Origin of the sequence: Pseudohongiella sp. O18, assembly GCF_021729085.1 — a bacterium.
Taxonomy (GTDB): Bacteria; Pseudomonadota; Gammaproteobacteria; order Pseudomonadales; family Pseudohongiellaceae; genus Pseudohongiella.
The window spans coordinates 964,670-981,436 of the sequence record NZ_JAJSAR010000001.1 but is presented as its reverse complement, the minus strand read 5'-3'; the positions used below and the strand labels follow the sequence as shown (position 1 = coordinate 981,436).

The 16,767-nt window shown below is 57.1% G+C and carries 13 protein-coding genes; 7 read left to right on the top strand and 6 right to left on the bottom strand.

The features are described from left to right. Nucleotides 1-20: 20 nt before the first annotated feature. Entirely contained in the window at nucleotides 21-1,265 is a 1,245-nt protein-coding gene (locus tag LVD14_RS04400; protein WP_237132817.1) for an epoxide hydrolase family protein, read from the top strand. 20 nt (nucleotides 1,266-1,285) lie between these two features. Here LVD14_RS04400 and tal read toward each other — a convergent pair whose 3' ends face one another. Further along, nucleotides 1,286-2,233: a transaldolase gene (gene tal / locus LVD14_RS04395; protein WP_272907162.1), complete on the bottom strand. Its 948-nt coding sequence runs from the start codon at nucleotides 2,231-2,233 to the stop codon at nucleotides 1,286-1,288. 275 nt (nucleotides 2,234-2,508) lie between these two features. Here tal and LVD14_RS04390 point away from each other — a divergent pair, with 275 nt between their 5' ends. Continuing rightward, nucleotides 2,509-3,777, top strand: coding sequence for an alpha/beta hydrolase family protein (locus tag LVD14_RS04390; protein WP_237132815.1), 1,269 nt, complete (start codon nucleotides 2,509-2,511; stop codon nucleotides 3,775-3,777). Between the two features lie 30 nt (nucleotides 3,778-3,807). Here the strand turns inward: LVD14_RS04390 and LVD14_RS04385 are convergent, their stop codons facing one another. Beyond that, on the bottom strand, nucleotides 3,808-4,716 hold the full coding sequence (locus LVD14_RS04385; RefSeq protein WP_237132814.1) for a glycosyltransferase family 2 protein: 909 nt from the start codon (nucleotides 4,714-4,716) through the stop codon (nucleotides 3,808-3,810). A gap of 124 nt (nucleotides 4,717-4,840) precedes the next feature. Between LVD14_RS04385 and LVD14_RS04380 the strand changes: the two genes are divergently transcribed. Beyond that, nucleotides 4,841-5,617 carry a 3-deoxy-D-manno-octulosonic acid kinase gene (locus LVD14_RS04380; RefSeq protein WP_237132813.1) on the top strand — a complete coding sequence of 259 codons (777 nt, stop codon included), beginning with the start codon at nucleotides 4,841-4,843 and terminating at the stop codon, nucleotides 5,615-5,617. Here LVD14_RS04380 and LVD14_RS04375 read toward each other — a convergent pair. Continuing rightward, nucleotides 5,551-7,017 (bottom strand): flavin-containing monooxygenase, encoded by a 1,467-nt coding sequence (locus tag LVD14_RS04375; protein ID WP_237132812.1) that lies wholly within the window; start codon nucleotides 7,015-7,017, stop codon nucleotides 5,551-5,553. The genes LVD14_RS04380 and LVD14_RS04375 overlap by 67 nt on opposite strands. 169 nt (nucleotides 7,018-7,186) lie before the next feature. On the opposite strand from LVD14_RS04375, the gene LVD14_RS04370 reads away from it, so the two are divergent. Both LVD14_RS04370 and LVD14_RS04365 read left to right on the top strand, forming a co-directional pair. Then, on the top strand, nucleotides 7,187-9,217 hold the full coding sequence (locus LVD14_RS04370) for a PQQ-binding-like beta-propeller repeat protein (RefSeq protein WP_237132811.1): 2,031 nt from the start codon (nucleotides 7,187-7,189) through the stop codon (nucleotides 9,215-9,217). 87 nt (nucleotides 9,218-9,304) lie between these two features. After that, on the top strand, nucleotides 9,305-10,171 hold the full coding sequence (locus tag LVD14_RS04365) for a cytochrome c (RefSeq protein WP_237132810.1): 867 nt from the start codon (nucleotides 9,305-9,307) through the stop codon (nucleotides 10,169-10,171). Between the two features lie 191 nt (nucleotides 10,172-10,362). Here LVD14_RS04365 and LVD14_RS04360 read toward each other — a convergent pair whose 3' ends face one another. Both LVD14_RS04360 and hldE read right to left on the bottom strand, forming a co-directional pair. Continuing rightward, the gene (locus LVD14_RS04360) at nucleotides 10,363-10,842 is read right to left on the bottom strand and encodes a c-type cytochrome (RefSeq protein WP_237132809.1); all 480 of its coding nucleotides are present in this window, start codon (nucleotides 10,840-10,842) and stop codon (nucleotides 10,363-10,365) included. A 60-nt stretch (nucleotides 10,843-10,902) separates the two neighbouring features. Further along, on the bottom strand, nucleotides 10,903-12,327 hold the full coding sequence (hldE, locus tag LVD14_RS04355; protein ID WP_237132808.1) for a bifunctional D-glycero-beta-D-manno-heptose-7-phosphate kinase/D-glycero-beta-D-manno-heptose 1-phosphate adenylyltransferase HldE: 1,425 nt from the start codon (nucleotides 12,325-12,327) through the stop codon (nucleotides 10,903-10,905). 166 nt (nucleotides 12,328-12,493) lie between these two features. Between hldE and lpxL the strand changes: the two genes are divergently transcribed. Together lpxL and LVD14_RS04345 are read left to right on the top strand one after the other, a co-directional pair. Then, nucleotides 12,494-13,456 (top strand): LpxL/LpxP family Kdo(2)-lipid IV(A) lauroyl/palmitoleoyl acyltransferase, encoded by a 963-nt coding sequence (gene lpxL, locus LVD14_RS04350; RefSeq protein WP_237132807.1) that lies wholly within the window; start codon nucleotides 12,494-12,496, stop codon nucleotides 13,454-13,456. Between the two features lie 8 nt (nucleotides 13,457-13,464). Next, nucleotides 13,465-14,985, top strand: a complete 1,521-nt coding sequence (locus tag LVD14_RS04345) for a hypothetical protein (RefSeq protein ID WP_237132806.1) — start codon at nucleotides 13,465-13,467, stop codon at nucleotides 14,983-14,985. 29 nt (nucleotides 14,986-15,014) lie between these two features. On the opposite strand, the gene LVD14_RS04340 is transcribed toward LVD14_RS04345, so the two are convergent. Further along, on the bottom strand, nucleotides 15,015-16,766 hold the full coding sequence (locus tag LVD14_RS04340; protein ID WP_237132805.1) for a carbamoyltransferase: 1,752 nt from the start codon (nucleotides 16,764-16,766) through the stop codon (nucleotides 15,015-15,017). Between the last annotated feature and the right edge of the window lies 1 nt (nucleotide 16,767).

Here is a 16,767-nt window from a genome sequence, read left to right as displayed (position 1 = left end):
TAAAATTCAGAGGTATTAAAATGCCCGTATCAAGAACAATACGTCACCTGATCAACACTCTCTGCCTCTGCATTGCCTGCACCACACTGCAGGCTCAGCCTGCCGGCGATTCAGCCATTATGCCGTTCGAGATTCATGTCCCTGACGAGGCAATTGCCGATCTGAGGTATCGCCTGGCCAACGCCAGGCTGCCGGCGCAGATCCCGGGCACTGGCTGGGAATATGGTACCAACGCTCAATACCTGACAGAGCTTGTTGATTACTGGCAACACCAGTTTGACTGGCGGGAACAGGAACGTCAGCTGAATACCCTGGATCAGTACGTGACCACCATTGATGGCGTACCGATTCATTTTATACACCAGCGCTCCTCCAACCCAGACGCTACACCGCTGATGATCACACATGGTTGGCCAGGTTCCATCGCCGAGTTTCGCCATATTATTGGTCCACTGACAGAACCCCAGCAACACGGCGGCAATGCTGAGGACGCCTTTCATGTCATCGCACCCAGCCTGCCTGGCTTTGGATTTTCTGGAGAGCCTCAGGAGCGAGGGTTTAACCCGGAGCGCATGGCGCAGATACTGGCCGCCCTGATGCAACGGCTGGGCTATGATCAATACGGTCTGCAGGGTGGAGACTGGGGAGCGATTATTAACAGGATTCATGCCCATCAGTTTGCTGATCGAGTGCTGGGCCTGCATTCCAATTTTGTGTTGGCCAGCCCTCCGGAGGATCCTGCCATCCGGGACGACGTGACAGAAGAAGAGATGACGGCCCGCAGGGAGCGACAGGCCTTCATGGCCGATGAAGTCGGTTATCAGCAGATTCAGGGCACCAAACCACAGACACTGGGTGTTGCACTCAATGACTCACCGGCGGGACTGGCGGCATGGATCGTTGAGAAATTCCACGGCTGGAGCGATATTGACCGGCAAAGCGTCAATGGTCTGGACACCAGGTTCAGCAAAGACGACCTGCTCACGGACATCAGCATTTACTGGTTCAGCGCCAGCATCACGTCCTCTGCGCGCATCTACTACGAAAACCGCAACTTTCCGGCAGCAGAGCCACTGGGTTATGTCGAAGTGCCGACTGCCGGCGCCATTTTTCCCAAGGAGATTTACCTGACGCCCAGACGCTGGGCCGAGGAGCAGTACAACATCGTGCGCTGGACGCTTATGCCCAGGGGCGGGCACTTTGCCGCCATGGAAGAACCCGAATTATTGCTTGATGATGTTCGGGCCTTCTTCCGTAGCCTTTAACCGCAAATGCTAACAGGCTGTTAAACAGAGCGACTGAGCACCTCACGCAGCGCCAGATAATCTGCGTGGAATTTACGGATGCCCTCTGACAGTTTGTCGCTGGCCATGGCGTCCTCATTCAACTGCCAGCGGAAAGCGGACTCTGTCAGGCTGCCCCGCGGATCATCGCTGCCCTGCTGCGGATCGAGCTGTCGCGGCAGCTCACCCTGATCGGCCTGCAGCTGTTCCAGCAGGGCTGGAGAAATAGTCAGACGGTCACAGCCGGCCAGCGCTTCTATCTCACCGATATTGCGGAAACTGGCGCCCATGACAATCGTCTGATACGCGTTGGCTTTGTAATAACGATAGATCCGCTTCACGGACAGCACGCCTGGGTCGGTCTCTGCCGTGTATTCCTGCCCGGTACTTGCCTTGTACCAGTCGAGGATGCGCCCCACAAAGGGAGAAATCAGAAACACGCCTGCATCCGCGCAGGCAACAGCCTGGTTGAAGCCGAACAGCAGCGTCAGGTTGCACTTGATACCCTCGCGCTCCAGTTGCCGGGCGGCCTGAATACCTTCCCAGGTCGCAGCAATCTTGATCAGGATTCGCGAGGTGTCAACGCCAGCCTGGGTATACAGATCCAGCAGTCCGTGTGCCTTGCGTATCGTGCCCTCTGTATCAAACGACAGGCAGGCGTCCGCTTCTGTCGATACATAACCCGGCACGGCTTCAGTTATTTTCTGCCCGAAATTGACGGCCAGTTTGTCCATGGCGGCATCAATCTGAGACTCCTTGCTGGCGCCCGTGCGCTGACCATGCGCAATTGCATCGGCCACCAGCTCCTGATACTGCTCCTGCTTCGCAGCATTCAGTAACAGAGAGGGATTGGTGGTTGCGTCTTCGGGTTCAAAACGCCGGATACCCGCAAAATCACCAGTGTCGGCGACGACGGTGGTCATCTGTTTCAGTGCCTGAAGTTTGTCCATGAGCTCTGTGTCCATCGCGCCGCAATACGACGCCTTATCATGTCAATGGGTCTTTTTTAAAACTAGTCGATCCTTGCAGGCCGGTCAATCGCTGGCCGCATGCACTGTGGCTGTCCTGGTGACGTAATATTTCTGCAACGTTCGTGACGTAAGCTGTCGCAATGCGAAGTTCTGCCCGGATTATTCACCAGAGACCCGGGCAGAGTGTACTAAAAGTCAGATAGAATTGGGCATTGGTACATCTGCCCTGTTAGCTTCATAATGAAGATTATTCTATGAAAAGACTACTGATTCTGGTGATGACATTGAGTTTCTCCTCCGCACACGCGCAAGACCGCGACCCCATCAATCGCATAGACCTGACCCGTCCCGACGCACCTGCGCTGGCGGTGTTTGGCGATCATCCGATTGGCGTACGTACCATCCGACTGGTGGACACGGACAGGCCGGATGTTCTCAATGCCAGCGACGGAGCAGAGATCAGCTACTACGATCGCGAGTTGACCGTTGAAGTCTGGTATCCGGCCACGGCGGACCAGAGTACGCAGACAGGCACCGAATACACCACCACAACCCGCAACCCGGCCATCATTGCCACGCTGCATGGGCGCGCGGTTCGTGATGCAGAACCTGAAACAGCTGAGCGCTTCCCGCTGGTCATCATGTCACACGGCTATCCGGGCAACCGTTACCTGCTCAGCCACCTGGGTGAAAATCTGGCCAGTAAGGGTTATGTGGTTGCGTCCATTGACCATCGGGACAGCACCTATGAGGATCAGCAGAACTTCAGCAGCACGCTTTACAACCGGGCGCCGGACCAGCGTTTTGTGCTGGATGCCATCGCCAGCGGCCAGAGCGAGGCCGCCTTTATCAGCGCCAGCACCGATGCCGACAATACGGCCTTGATTGGTTATTCCATGGGCGGTTACGGCGTGCTAAACAATCTGGGCGCCGGCTACAGCGATGCGGGCGTGGGTTTTATTGGTGCGCCCCCAAATCGCCTGCTGCACGAGCTTGCCGCCAGCAATGCGGAATTTGCCAGCCTGCGCGACCCGCGCATCAAGGCAGGCATTCCGATTGCGCCCTGGGGCATGAACATGGGTTTCTGGGAGGCGCAAGGCCTGGCAGGGTTGACCGGCCCGGTATTGTTTGTGGCCGGCGATGCTGACCAGACTTCAGGTTACGACAATGGCGTCAAGGCAGCCTACAATGGCGCCGTTAATGCCGATCCGCGTTATATGCTGGTGTTCAAGAACGCCGGCCATAGCGTGGCGGCCCCCATCCCCCTGCCTGCCGAATTTCTGGGTCGTGAAGATACCGCTGGCGCAGGCCATTACACGGACCCGGCCTGGGACACGCTGCGCATGAACAATATCCTGCAGCATTTTGCGACAGCCTTCCTGAATCTGTACCTGAAAGGGGATGAAAACCAGCGTCGCTATCTGGAGCTGCCGACTGACGGCGCGGGCGACAATCCCTGGGAAGGGTTTGATGATGGCGATGCCGTCGGGCTGCGTTTTTACCACAACGAACCAGCCGACTGATCCATCAGTCGGCAAACTCCATCGACAACATCAGCTTTTGACTTTCGCGGCAGCCTGCCGCAGCGCACTGCGCACGCCCGTGTTCAGGGCACCACCCGTATATCTGCCCTTGGCCTGGTGCTTGATGCGATAAACGCCGGGCACCTCTATCGGCACACCCTGAGTCCTTAACAACCAGCGAAACGCCCTGTCCTCGTAAGCCTTGCACCATGTGTCCGAAGGCTGCTGGTAGTAGGGCAGCGCTTCGCAGTAGCCGACAGCGCGCGCCATGTCCCCATGAGTTATCTGCAGCGGCCCGGTGGCGCGATCCCGGGTGAATCGCTGAAACAGCGCCTCGTCGATATCCACCACCTCAGGCGGATCCATCGGCGGCGACAGCAGGGGTGCATCCGGTGGCAGCAGATCGGTGCAGTATTCTGACGATGGAAACACCAGCGCGTCCTGACGGCCCTGCAGCGCCTTGCTCAAACCATCCAGACAGCCCTCGCGGAACAGCAGATCGCAGTCGGTGAACCAGACCCAGTCGGCAGTCGTCTCTTTGGCTGCCAGATTGCGACCAATGGCGCGTCGGAACAGTGCCTGCTTTGGCAGAGGGCGCCAGTTCCATCGAATGCCCGGAATTTTCTGCTGCCTGAAGAAATTCAGCAGTTTCACGGTCTCAGTATCCGCTTCGCCGTAAAACACCGTCATCGTGACATCCATGTCAGTCGGCGGGAACAGTACCAGCGAACTGAGCTGATAGGTCTGCATATGCGCGTAATTCCAGCAGTGACTCACGATCTCCAGGTGCAGCCGACCTGTTCTGGCAGTCAGTTGCTCGCGAGACGGCAGCTCACGCTGAAACCAGCGCGGAGACACCATGCCACCGGCGGCAAGCCGCAGGAAGCGGCCGTAGAGGCCGTCATACCAGCGCGACGGGGGGACTGGGTATTCGCTCATGAGGCACCATATTTTTCAAAAAACGCTATATTATCGAAAACAGGCGCGGTAATCTTCGGTCTGGTACATAAGAACAATGATCTACGTCACGAAGATGACAATGACCTTCGCGTAGAGTGGTCACATGCAATATAAACACTATAAAGACAAAAATGCCTCGGTACTGATCAACCAGAAGGTATTGGCCGACTACCAGCCAGGCCTGTTCTGCCGCGAAACACTCGCGCGCGAACAACATGACACGTGCTCGCGCGGGCGCGGTAATGTCATGTTTTATGAACATGACAGCCTGCAGCTGGTGCTGAAGACCTACCACCGTGGCGGCCTGCTGGGCCGCATGATCAAAAATTCCTATCTATTCAGTGGCACTGAACGCAGCCGAATGTGGCGCGAGTTCCTGCTGCTTGGGCAGATGCGGGACCTGGGGCTGCCCGTCCCTCGCCCGGTCGCAACACGCTGTGTGCGAACCTCGCCATTATGCTACCAGGGTGACCTGATCACGGAACGTATCGCAGATGCCCAGACACTGGCAGAAGTCCTCAGCGAAAAAAACCTGTCAGACACCACCTGGGAAGCCATTGGGCGAATCATCCAGCGCTTCCACCACCACAATATCGACCATACCGATCTTAACGCCTGCAACATCCTGTTGACCCGATCGGGAAAAATCTACCTGATAGACTTTGATAAGTGTGCCATCCGCCGCGGACGGCACAAGGGCTGGCGGCGTGACAACCTCAACCGCCTGCGCCGCTCACTCGGCAAATGGGAACAGCGCGAAGCGACGTTCCACTTTAACAAAGAGCACTGGCAGGCCTTACAGCGCGGCTACAGTCACCCCAACACCAACACGCCGTCGTCCAGTGAGTCACGGCTGAGCAGTTTGCGGTCCTTGCCGTAATCCTGCGTGTTCAGCCACGGTGCCCGGTCACCCTGTTTGGGGAAGCGATGCATCATGCGTTGCATATAGCCCGCCGAAAAGTCATCAATGAACGGTCTAGCCTCCATTCCCCGGTCTTCCTCACGCAGCGTCGGGCGCACGACGCGCGCGTCATGTTCATCCATATAATTGATCAGGCGACAGAAAAATTCTGCCGTCAGATCAGCCCGCAAAGTCCATGACGCATTGATATACCCGAATGTCATGACCAGATTGGGCACGCCTGAATACATAAGGCCTTTGTAGGCCCAGGTATCAGCGAAATCCAAAGGTTTGCCGTTCAGACTGAACTGCGCACCGCCCATGATCTGCATATTCAGACCCGTCGCCGTCACGATGATGTCGGCAGCCAGTTCCTGGCCATTTTTCAGCAGAATGCCGTTTTCGGTGAAACGGTCTATATGTTCGGTGACCACTTCAGTGCGCCCCTCGCGGATGGACTGAAAAAGGTCGGCGTTCGGCACCAGGCACAGGCGCTGATCCCAGGGATTGTAGGAGGGCGTAAAGTGCTTCGCGACATCATAGTCTGGCCCAAGCTCTTTACGTACCATGTCGAGAATGCGCTTCTTCAGTTTTTCCGGCTTGCGTCGCGACTGCCGGTATACCCATTGCTGGAACCGCACATTCTTGAAACGCGTCAGAGCATAGGCCCAGGTGTCCGGCAGAACCCTGCGCAGCGCGTTGGCTACACGATCACGATCCGGCATGGAAACCACATAAGTTGGGGAGCGCTGCAGCATGACAACGTGGCTGGCTTTGTCCGCCATGGCAGGCGCCAGCGTCATGGCGGTGGCACCCGAGCCGATAATCACCACGCGCTTATCGCTGTAGTCCAGATCCTGTGGCCAGTGCTGAGGATGCACAAGCTGCCCCCTGAAATCGGCCTGTCCCTCAAACTCCGGTGTATGCCCCTTTTCATAGCGATAGTAACCTGAGCACATCAGTAGCATTCGACAGCGCTGAGTCACGACCGAATCATCAGCCTGTTCAAGCTCCAGCGTCCAGCAGGCATCCACATCCGACCAGTTGGCCGCCACCAGGCGCTGTCCGTAGCGGATTTGTTTGTCGACACCGTGCTCGGCAGCAGTTTCTTTGACATAACGGAGAATGGACGGCCCATCGGCAATCGCCTTGGCATCGCGCCACGGTTTGAATCGATAACCCAGTGTGTGCATATCGCTGTCCGAGCGGATACCCGGATAACGAAACAGATCCCAGGTCCCTCCCAGTGACTGCCGCGCTTCGATAATGCAGTAGCGCTTGTCTGGGCACTGTTGCTGCAGCATCACGGCGGCGCCTATCCCGGACAGACCTGCCCCTACAATCACAACATCAAGCAGGTCCTTGTTTTCATTTGACATGGCAGATTCCTGAGTTGGTTCAGTTTTTATCACAATTCACTGAGTATATGACGAATCCACGCACTGTAAAAATTGCCACTTGCAGCATTGTGCAATCAGGCATAACCTGCGTGTCGGAGTTCAGGCTCTCCGGTTCTCCGGGAATAATAAAAATCAAGGAGTAACAACAATGAAAATCACACGTCCGGCCGGGACTGGTCGAGCTGCACACCCGTTGCGGCTGGCAGGTCTGCTGGCCATAAGTATTGGTTTGGCGCACACCTCGCTGTCCGCCCAGGACCAGGAGACCGTCGAGTGGGTAACCCTCGGTGGTGATCACGCTCACACACGTTATACCCCCGCCACACAAATCAACGCAGACAATTTCACCCAGCTGGAAACCGCCTGGATCTGGGATGGTGCCAGTTTTGATGCCTCCAGTGGTCGTTCCACCCCAAGCTACGTGGACGGCAAACTGTTCACCGTTGCTGGTGAGCGCCGCCACGTTATCGCCATCGATCCGGAAAGCGGCGAGACCATCTGGTCCTACCGCGAGCCACATACCTTCCGTCATGAATATTCCATGCGTAAGGACTACGGCAAGGGCGTTGCCTACGGTGAAGTAGACGGCCGGGGAGTCATCTATATCATCAGCCCGGCATTCTTCCTGACAGCTCTGGATGCCGAGACCGGCGCCCCACTGGAAGGCTTCGGCGGCCCGGTTGGCATCGAAGGTTTTCCTGAGACCGGCGTGGTCGACATGCAGCGCATCATTGCTGAATACATGGGCTACGATTTCGACCCCTACTACGGCATTCCGCTGGAAGAAGGTTACATCACGGCCTCATCACCACCCATCGTGGTCAACAACACAGTGGTTGTGGGTAACTCTGCCGAGCAGGGTTATAACCAGACGCGTATCGAAAACATCCCAGGGGACATCCTGGCCTTTGATACCGCAACCGGTGATTTCAAGTGGAAGTTCAACGTCATCCCGGAAGCCGGCGAGTTCGGTATCGAAACCTGGGAAGGCATCCCGAACCCAAGAGAGCTGACGGGTGAGGTATCGCCCTGGGCACCGCTGTCTGCCGACGTTGAAGCAGGCATTGTGTACGCAGTGACCAACCCGCCGACGATCGACTACTACGGCGGTCATGCTCCCGGTGACAACCTGTTTGGTACCAGTATCATCGCCATGGATGCAGAAACTGGCGAGCGTGTCTGGCACTTCCAGTTCGTTCACCACGATGTCTGGAACTACGACACGCCAACAGCCCCGGTGCTGCTGGATGTCGAAATCGACGGACGCACGGTGCCGGCCATTGCACAGGCTACCAAACAGGCCTTTGTATACGCCTTCAACCGTCTGACGGGTGAGCCGCTGTGGCCCATCGAGGAACGCCCTGTACCGCAGTCGCGTATCCCGGGTGAGCAACTGTCGCCGACCCAGCCCTTCCCGACCAAACCAGCGCCCTTCGACATGCAGGGCCTGACGCACGAAGATCTGATCGACTTCACGCCAGAACTTCGTCAGCAGGCAATCGACTCGCTGGCTCAGTACGAGATTGGACCGCTGTTCAACCCGCCACTGCACCGTGACAATGATCTGGGCAAGATGGCGGCTCTGTGGTGTCCGGGTGATGGTGGTGGCGCCAATATCCCTGGGCCTGCCGTCGCTGATCCGGTCAATGGCATCCTGTACGTGACTTCGCGTTCAGCCTGCTCCTCACGCGTTGTGACTGACGCACAGGAACGTGATGCGATGATCGAGCTGCCGACTGGCCAGACCTTCTCGCGCTTTGCAGCACTGCGATCACTGCCGGTACGTGGACCACAGGGCCTGCCCCTGTACAAGCCACCGTACAGCCGCATCACAGCCATCGACATGAACACTGGTGAACACCTGTGGATGATTCCGGTTGGCGACACGCCAGACCGTATCAAGGATCACCCGGCACTGGCAGGAGTGGATATTGGCAGCACCGGCACCGGCGCTCTGGCACCAATGACGGTTACCGCCAACATGCTGTTCTACGCCAGCGAAGGCAGTGATGGTACACCTTACCTGTTTGCCGTAGATAAAATGACCGGTGAAGAGATTGGTCGTGTACAAGTGCCTGATACCAGCAATTTCGGTATGATGAGCTACGTTCATGAAGGCAAGCAGTACGTCATGCTGCAAACTGGCAGCAAGCTGACTGCAGTGGCACTGCCAGACTGATATAGTCTGTTGTGTGCCACCTGGCGTGGCGGGCATGATGCTCGCTACGCCAGTTGCCGGTAGCCACCAGCCGGAGCACAGCGCACAATGATCAAGAAACTCCTGGAGGTCGTCCTGGCCCTGAGCATCGCGTTACTTGTTACACTCTCCATCTTTGCGTTCTCTCCCCCATCTGTTCCTGATTACGACATCAGCAGCGAGTCTGATGCCATTGCGCGTGGTGAATACCTCGTCAGTGCCGGCGGCTGTGTTAGCTGTCATGAGGGGGACGCTGGCGGACTCAGTGGCGGGCTGGCAATAGAGTCACCGTTTGGCACCTTCTACGCATCGAATATCACGCCTGATACATCAACTGGCATTGGCGGCTGGAGCGGCCAGGATGTGGTTCGCGCGATCAAACATGGTCGCTCGCCCGATGGCCGTTTTTACTACCCCGCTTTTCCCTACCGCGCCTATTCAGGAATCAGCGATGACGAGGCACTGGATATTGCCGCCTGGCTGATGGCGCAGGACCCAGTGAGCAATCAGCCCCCCGAGCATGAGCTGCCGGCCTGGGTAATGCGCTGGCAGATGGCCGGCTGGAACTTACTGGCCGATTGGAACACACCAGAGTTGCCCGAGTACGCCGATCCGATGATTGCCCGTGGTGCCCACCTGAGCCGCAATCTGGGCCATTGCGGCGAATGCCACACCCCGCGCAATGCACTGGGCATCAGCGATATGAGTCGTGAGTTTGCTGGCGGGGAAATGCCCGATGGGCACGTTGAAGCAATAGACGCCGAGTCACTGGCCAACTGGTCTGAGGACGACCTGGCGCTGTTCCTGTTTATCGGACTGAAACCCGATGGCGAGTATGTCGGTGGCAAGATGGAACCGGTCATTGAACACAACACCGGCCGGCTGACCGATGAGGACCGGCAAGCCATGGCAGCGTTCTTTAAACGGGGATTGTGAACAGCCGGGTCTCTATCGACCCGGCCATTTGCCATTGCCCCAGCAGGCTTGCAGGCTGTTGATAAACGTAATCGAGGCAGTCAGTGCGAGGCAAAAACAGGCGAAAAAGCGCAGTTTACACGGAGTAAATGAGCATTTTGAGCCTGTTTTTAACGAAGCAATGGCAACGCAGATAGTTTTTCAACAGCCTGTTAGTCGACGCGGTACTCACGGTGGCAGTTGCCACAGGTCGAACCGAAGGCGCGCACTGCAGCGATCGTGGTATTACGATCACCGCCTGATGCGACATCGGCAAAGGTCAGCGCGGCCGCCTGCAGCTCACTCGCTTTCTGTTCGAAATCACTCATATTGTCCCAGATAATGGGCAGCGCTTCCGTTTCCACGGTGAATTCACGCGTGTCGTTGGCAGCAAACACTTCCGGAATCATCGGAGCCAACTCGGCAATGCGACGCGCATTGCGCTCGGCCAGGGCCGCATCAAATTCGGCACCGCGGGCCATGCCGCTAATCGGTGCCATGTTGAAGGCCAGCAGTTTAAAAACAGCCTGACGTGTTTCAGTCGATGCTGCAGCACGCTCCTGCGGTGTGGGCTCATCCTGCTGCGCACTCACGGTGACAACAAGCACTGACGACAATACCAACGTACCAATAGCAAACACCTTTTTTAACATTGTTTTTACTCCCTGGTTTCAGACTGACAAGCAAATGGTCTCTCGCGAGTATACATGAATTCAGCCGCGCCTCACTTTCTCGACAATGGCTGATGTGGAACAGTTATCCAGAAAGGAAAGCACTTTAACCTGCCCGCCGTAGCTGCGGACATAATCACCGCCGACCACCTGCTCATCGGTGTAGTCGCCGCCCTTGACCAGAATATCCGGCTGGAGGCGCGTCAACAGATTTTCCGGTGTATCTTCAGTAAAACTCACCACCCAGTCCACGGCCTCAAGCCCTGCCAGCACCGCCATACGCCGTTCGACCGGATTGATGGGGCGGCTTTCGCCCTTGAGTCGGCGCACCGAGTCGTCGTCATTGATGGCGACAATCAGGCGATCGCCAAGCTGCCGGGCCTGTGCCAGATATCCCACATGACCGGCATGAATGATGTCGAAGCAGCCATTGGTAAACACAATCTTCTCGCCATGCGCGCGGGCATCTTCGACCGCCATCACCAGCTGATCTGCGGTCATGGCACCGCGGCCGGTTCCCTGCAGTGACTGCAGGGCGCGACGCAGCTCGGGGCCACTGATCGCGGCAGTGCCAAGACGGGCAACCGCCAGCCCTGCGGCAAGATTGGCAAGCATGACGGATTTTTCCATGTCCTCACCGGCAGCCAAAGATGCGGCCAGTACAGCCACCACCGTGTCGCCAGCACCGGTTACATCAAATACTTCGCGCGCCTGGGCTGGCAGGTGCAGCGCGGCACGCGAGGCCTGCAACAATGTCATGCCTTTTTCGCCCCGAGTGACCAGGACAGCGTCCAGCGCCAGGGTTTCCCGCAGCCGCTGCCCGCGCTCGATCAGCTCATCCTCGCTGTGACAGGCACCCACCACCGCCTCGAATTCCGAAAGATTGGGGGTAATAACAGTAGCACCGTGATATTTGCTGAAGTCTGTCCCCTTGGGATCGACCACGACCGGCACGCAGCGCTCTCTGGCTGCCTGGATCAGATGGCGCGTCTGTGCCAGCGAGCCTTTGCCGTAATCCGACAGCACCAGCACCTGGGTCGCCTCAAGGGCCTGCTGGACATGCTGATGCATGGCATCCACTGCTTCTGCCGGGAAGGCCTCTTCAAAATCGACCCGCAGCAGCTGTTGTTGCTGGCTGATGATGCGCAGCTTGGTAATGGTCGGAATATTGTCTGTTGATGTGAACTGGCAATCGACACCGGCGGCCTGCAGCTTGCCCTGCAGCTCGTCAGCAGCTTCATCGCGTCCTGTGATGCCAGCTACCGAGGCGGCGGCACCCAGCGCTGCGATATTGAGGGCCACGTTGGCGGCGCCTCCGGGGCGATCTTCATTGGCTGCCACTTTGACAACCGGCACCGGCGCCTCTGGCGAAATACGCGAAGCCTTGCCATGCCAGTAGCGGTCCAGCATCACATCACCGGCCACCAGTACACGAGCCAGGGGGTATTGCGGTAAATCGATATTCATGAGGATTCACTGTCCTGTCGCCCGTCGGCGATACACACAATCAATGGCGGCCATCATAGCACAGCCCGCCATCCGGACATCCTGCCGGGCAGGACACCGGTTTGTCATGCCTGCCGCGGTTCCTGCTACAATGCGGCCTGACAATAATCAGACTGACAGGTAAAGTGTGAGCAGGCAGCGACCGCAACACAGCGACAATCCACGCGACTATCTGGGGCCGCGTTACTGGCCGACCTGGCTGGCCTATGGGTTTATCTGGCTGATTGCACATCTGCCCTATCGCCTGCAGGTCTGGATCGGCGAGATACTGGGGCTGCTGATGTACCGGCTGGCGGGCAGCCGTCGCTGGGTCTGTCAACGCAACATTGAGCTGTGTTTTCCCGAACTGAGCAAGGATCAGCAGCGTAAACTCGTGCGCGAAACCTTCAAGTCCAATGGCGTGGGTGTCATGGAGATCGGTCTGGCCTGGTGCCGCAAACCTGCCGATTTCAAACACATGGTGCAGTCCACCGGACTGGAAAACCTGATCAAGGCACATGAGCAGGGCCGCGGCGTACTGCTGGTCAGCGCTCACTTCTCGACCATCGAGTTTGTTGGCAGTCTGATGTCGCTGCTTTACCCAATTGACGTAACCTATCGCGCCCACAAGAATCCATTATTCGATGCCCTGATGAAACGCGGCCGACAGCGTCTCTACGGCGCCGTTGTTGAGCGCAAAGAAGTACGTCGGGCGCTACGCCGCCTGCAGGAAGGCCATGTGCTCTGGTACGCCGCCGATCAGGACTACGGGCCCAGACATTCCATCTTTGTCGACTTCTTTGGCATACCTGCCGCCAGCATCACTGCGACCAGCAAATACGCCGGGTTTAATAATTCGCTGGTCATCTTTCTGGCGCATTATCGCAACGCCGACAACAGTGGTTATCACCTGTATTTCAGCGAACCTCTGGAAGACTATCCGACGGGCGACGACCACGCCGACGTGAAACGAATCAATACACTGATCGAAGCTGCCATTCGAAAAGCACCCGAACAGTACATCTGGCTGCACAGACGGTTCAAGACGCGGCCCGAAGGCAGCCCGGATCTGTACAGCAGGCAGCTGCCTCCTTCCCACGATCGTCACTGAGTGCAACCATGAACCCGGCATACAGGCCCCATCTCCCGCCACTGACCCTGATCCGACTGATCACTGTGCTCGCCAGCCTGTTGCTGTCGTGGCTGGCGGTGACCCTGAATGCGCAGCCCAATACTGACGCATACATCTACGTTCGAACGGCAGAGATCGCGCTTGAGCAGGGCCTGTCGGCCGCCTACGGTCACTATCAGTGGGCGCACATGTCACTTGTGATCGCGATGATCCACAAAATTACCGGGCTGAGCATGTTTCAGGCAGCCTATTTATTAAACGCACTTACCTTCGCTTTGATGAGCCTTGCCTTTGTCAATCTGGTTGCGGCGCTGGCACCCACCCGCCGCGTGGTCTGGCTTGCCATGCTGGTCATCCTCAGTTTCCCACTGATCAATGAGTTCCGGGCCTACATTATTCGTGACATTGGCTTTCTGGGTTTTGCACTGATAGCCATGCTGCAGCTGATCCACTTCAATCGCACCCTGCTGCTGCGCCATGCCGTGCTGTTTGTCGCCGCAAGTCTGGCTGCCGCCCTGTTCCGACCGGAGGCACTGCTGCTGATGTATGTGTCACCTGTCACGCTGCTGATGAACAAATCACTGTCAGAGAACAATCGCCGGCGCGGTTTCCTGCGTCTGGAAATCATCGCCCTGCTGGCCATCGCGCCGCTGCTGATTGTGTTCGCGTTCAGCCAGGTCGAGCTGCAACAACAACTGCAAAACTTCGCGCTGATCTACCAGCCTTTTCTCAACAATCTGCAGGATATTTTTCAGCCCGACGCTGCACTGAATGCAGCAGTGTTCGGCGACTACGGTGCGCAGTTCGTGGGCCAGTATTCCGGTATATTCCTTTTTGTTGGACTGTTGGCGGTACTGCTCGCCTGCCTGATTGACAGCCTGGGACTGGTCGGCGCGCCCCTGCTGGCCTACGGTTATCTCAAACGTCTGGTAAAACTTGAGCATCCGGCGATGAACGTGCTGCTGATATGGGCCGGCACATCATTGCTGATATTGCTGGCCTTCATCCTGCTGACGCGATTTATCACTACCCGCTATGCGCTGATGTTCTGCACAGTACTGCTGATCTTCATTCCGTTTATTGTCGATCGCAGCTGGCGTATTGCTGCGGCCGAAAACCGGATCAGACGTTTCGCCGGGCTGATGATTTTTCTGCTGCTGTTTGCGTTTATTGATTCACACATTTCTTTTGGGGATCCCAAGCGCCACCTGCAGGAAGCCACAGCATGGATTGAACAGAGCACGCGCCGCGATGCGCCACTGGTCACCAATGAAATATATCTGGCCTACGAAACAGGCCGCGTTGAAGACTATGATGTGGTGCGCCGGGAGATGGAGCCGGAACTACTGATGCAGGCTTCGCCTGGCACCATATTCGCCCTGACACCGCGTGGCAGCTTTGATCAGCAACTGCAGGCAGAGATCAATCGCGGCGCCCTGCGACTGATCCGCAGCTTCAGTGCCGAGCGCGGCGCAGATTTGCTGGTGTTTGAAAAGGAACTGCCATAGCGCTGACTGTCAGCGTGGCGTTTAGCGGACTACCAGCCCTGTACCTCGTCGTCCGATTTGGTAACCAGCACGTCCTGCATGATCATGTATTCCAGGTCAGACCCATGGAACATGTCCAGCGCATCCTCCGGGCTGCAGATCATCGCTTCACCGGGACGGTTCAGTGAAGTGTTCAGCACAATCCCATAGCCGGTTTTTTTCTCCATCGCCTCCAGCACGGCATGAAAACGTGGATTGCTTGCCTTGCGCACCACATGGGCACGCGTGGTGCCATCTTTGTACACAACAGCTGGAAACAGCTCGCGCCATTCAGGCACAACGTCAAACGAAATGGTCATAAAGTCGGCTGCATGATCAAGGTCCAGCATTTGTTTGGCCAGCGACTCCAGCATGCTGGGTGAAAATGCGCGCCACTTTTCGCGGAACTTCACTTTCTGATTTATCTCCTGAACACTGCCGGAGATGCGCGGATTCCCAAGAATACTACGGTTACCCAGCGCCCGCGGCCCAAACTCCATGCGCCCCTGGAACCACGCCACCAGATGACCTTCGGCAAGCAGTTCCGCAGCCTTTTCTGCAGGACTGTCGAGAATTTCGAACACCGGACGATCGCGATGGGCCTTGCAAGCACGTATGCACTGGTCGGTAGTGAAGCGCGGACCAAGGTAGGTATGCCGCAGTTTGCCAACCTCAATATTCTGTTTGCTGATAGCGTAGGCAGCAGCACCAATGGCTGTGCCCGCGTCGCCTGCCATCGGCTGTACATACAGCTGTTTGACCCAGGGCAGGTCCAGCAGGCGCCTATTCAATTTAACGTTAAACGCGCCCATACCCGCGATCACCAGCTGCCCGTTTTCCTTCAGCACATCTGCCAGATAATGGGTGACCAGTCCGGTTGTAATCTTTTCATGCAACTTCTGCATGGCGGCGGCGTAGTGCACATAGGGATCCTGGAACACGTCACCAGCCCGGCGCGGGCCCAGCTGGTCGATAAAATCTTCACTGTAGGGGTAACCGACACTGCGCTGCTTGTAGCGCCGCAGACCGACAGTGCGGATCATGCGGGTGTTGATGCGAAAATCCTTGCCACTGTAATCGGCCAGAAACGACAGGTCGTATTTTTCTGCGTTGCCGTAAGTGGCAATGCCCATAACTTTGGTTTCACCATCCAGCGAGTCAAAACCCAGGTAATCACACATGGCACCATACAGACCTTTAAGAGAGTCAGGCTCATAAAGCTCTTTGATTTTGTGGATGCGCCCGTTTTCGCCATAAGCGAACAGTGTCGTGGCGTATTCTCCACGCAGGTCCAGGCTCAGGATGGCGGTTTTGCCTTTGAAGCCGCTGAGATTGTAGGCACTCGCGGCATGTGCAAGTTGATGCTCAACCGGGACAAACCGCACTTTCTCCCAGGGAATCGCCAGTTCAGCCAGCATGGCCTTGACGCGTTTAACGTAGCGGCGATAACGACGATTACCATTAAACAGCGCATCGAGTGCGCGATCAGGCGCGTACCACATCCGCGCGGCGTAGTGCCAGCGTGCGCGTCCGAAGATGGAAACTGGTGCGTAGGATATGGCGACCTGGTCGATCTGCCGGGGCTTGAGTTTTGCGGAGCGCAGGCAGTAGCGCACGGCATTGACTGGCATCATGCCGCGGGCGTGTTTGCGCCTGACCAGACGCTCTTCCTCTACGGCTGCGACCACCTCGCCGTCAATAAACAATGCGGCGGCTGCGTCGTATCCCAGTTCGCCAGACAGTCCCAATGTGATCACAGGCATA

Bases quoted from the DNA above. Each gene is read 5' to 3' on its own strand.
- LVD14_RS04370 (WP_237132811.1), top strand. From the start codon at position 7,187: ATGAAAATCACACGTCCGGCCGGGACTGGTCGAGCTGCACACCCGTTG.
- LVD14_RS04385 (WP_237132814.1), bottom strand. From the start codon at position 4,716: ATGAGCGAATACCCAGTCCCCCCGTCGCGCTGGTATGACGGCCTCTAC.
- LVD14_RS04345 (WP_237132806.1), top strand. From the start codon at position 13,465: ATGAACCCGGCATACAGGCCCCATCTCCCGCCACTGACCCTGATCCGA.
- LVD14_RS04390 (WP_237132815.1), top strand. From the start codon at position 2,509: ATGAAAAGACTACTGATTCTGGTGATGACATTGAGTTTCTCCTCCGCA.
- LVD14_RS04340 (WP_237132805.1), bottom strand. From the start codon at position 16,766: ATGCCTGTGATCACATTGGGACTGTCTGGCGAACTGGGATACGACGCA.
- tal (WP_272907162.1), bottom strand. From the start codon at position 2,233: ATGGACAAACTTCAGGCACTGAAACAGATGACCACCGTCGTCGCCGAC.
- LVD14_RS04400 (WP_237132817.1), top strand. From the start codon at position 21: ATGCCCGTATCAAGAACAATACGTCACCTGATCAACACTCTCTGCCTC.
- LVD14_RS04365 (WP_237132810.1), top strand. From the start codon at position 9,305: ATGATCAAGAAACTCCTGGAGGTCGTCCTGGCCCTGAGCATCGCGTTA.
- LVD14_RS04380 (WP_237132813.1), top strand. From the start codon at position 4,841: ATGCAATATAAACACTATAAAGACAAAAATGCCTCGGTACTGATCAAC.
- hldE (WP_237132808.1), bottom strand. From the start codon at position 12,327: ATGAATATCGATTTACCGCAATACCCCCTGGCTCGTGTACTGGTGGCC.
- LVD14_RS04360 (WP_237132809.1), bottom strand. From the start codon at position 10,842: ATGTTAAAAAAGGTGTTTGCTATTGGTACGTTGGTATTGTCGTCAGTG.
- LVD14_RS04375 (WP_237132812.1), bottom strand. From the start codon at position 7,017: ATGTCAAATGAAAACAAGGACCTGCTTGATGTTGTGATTGTAGGGGCA.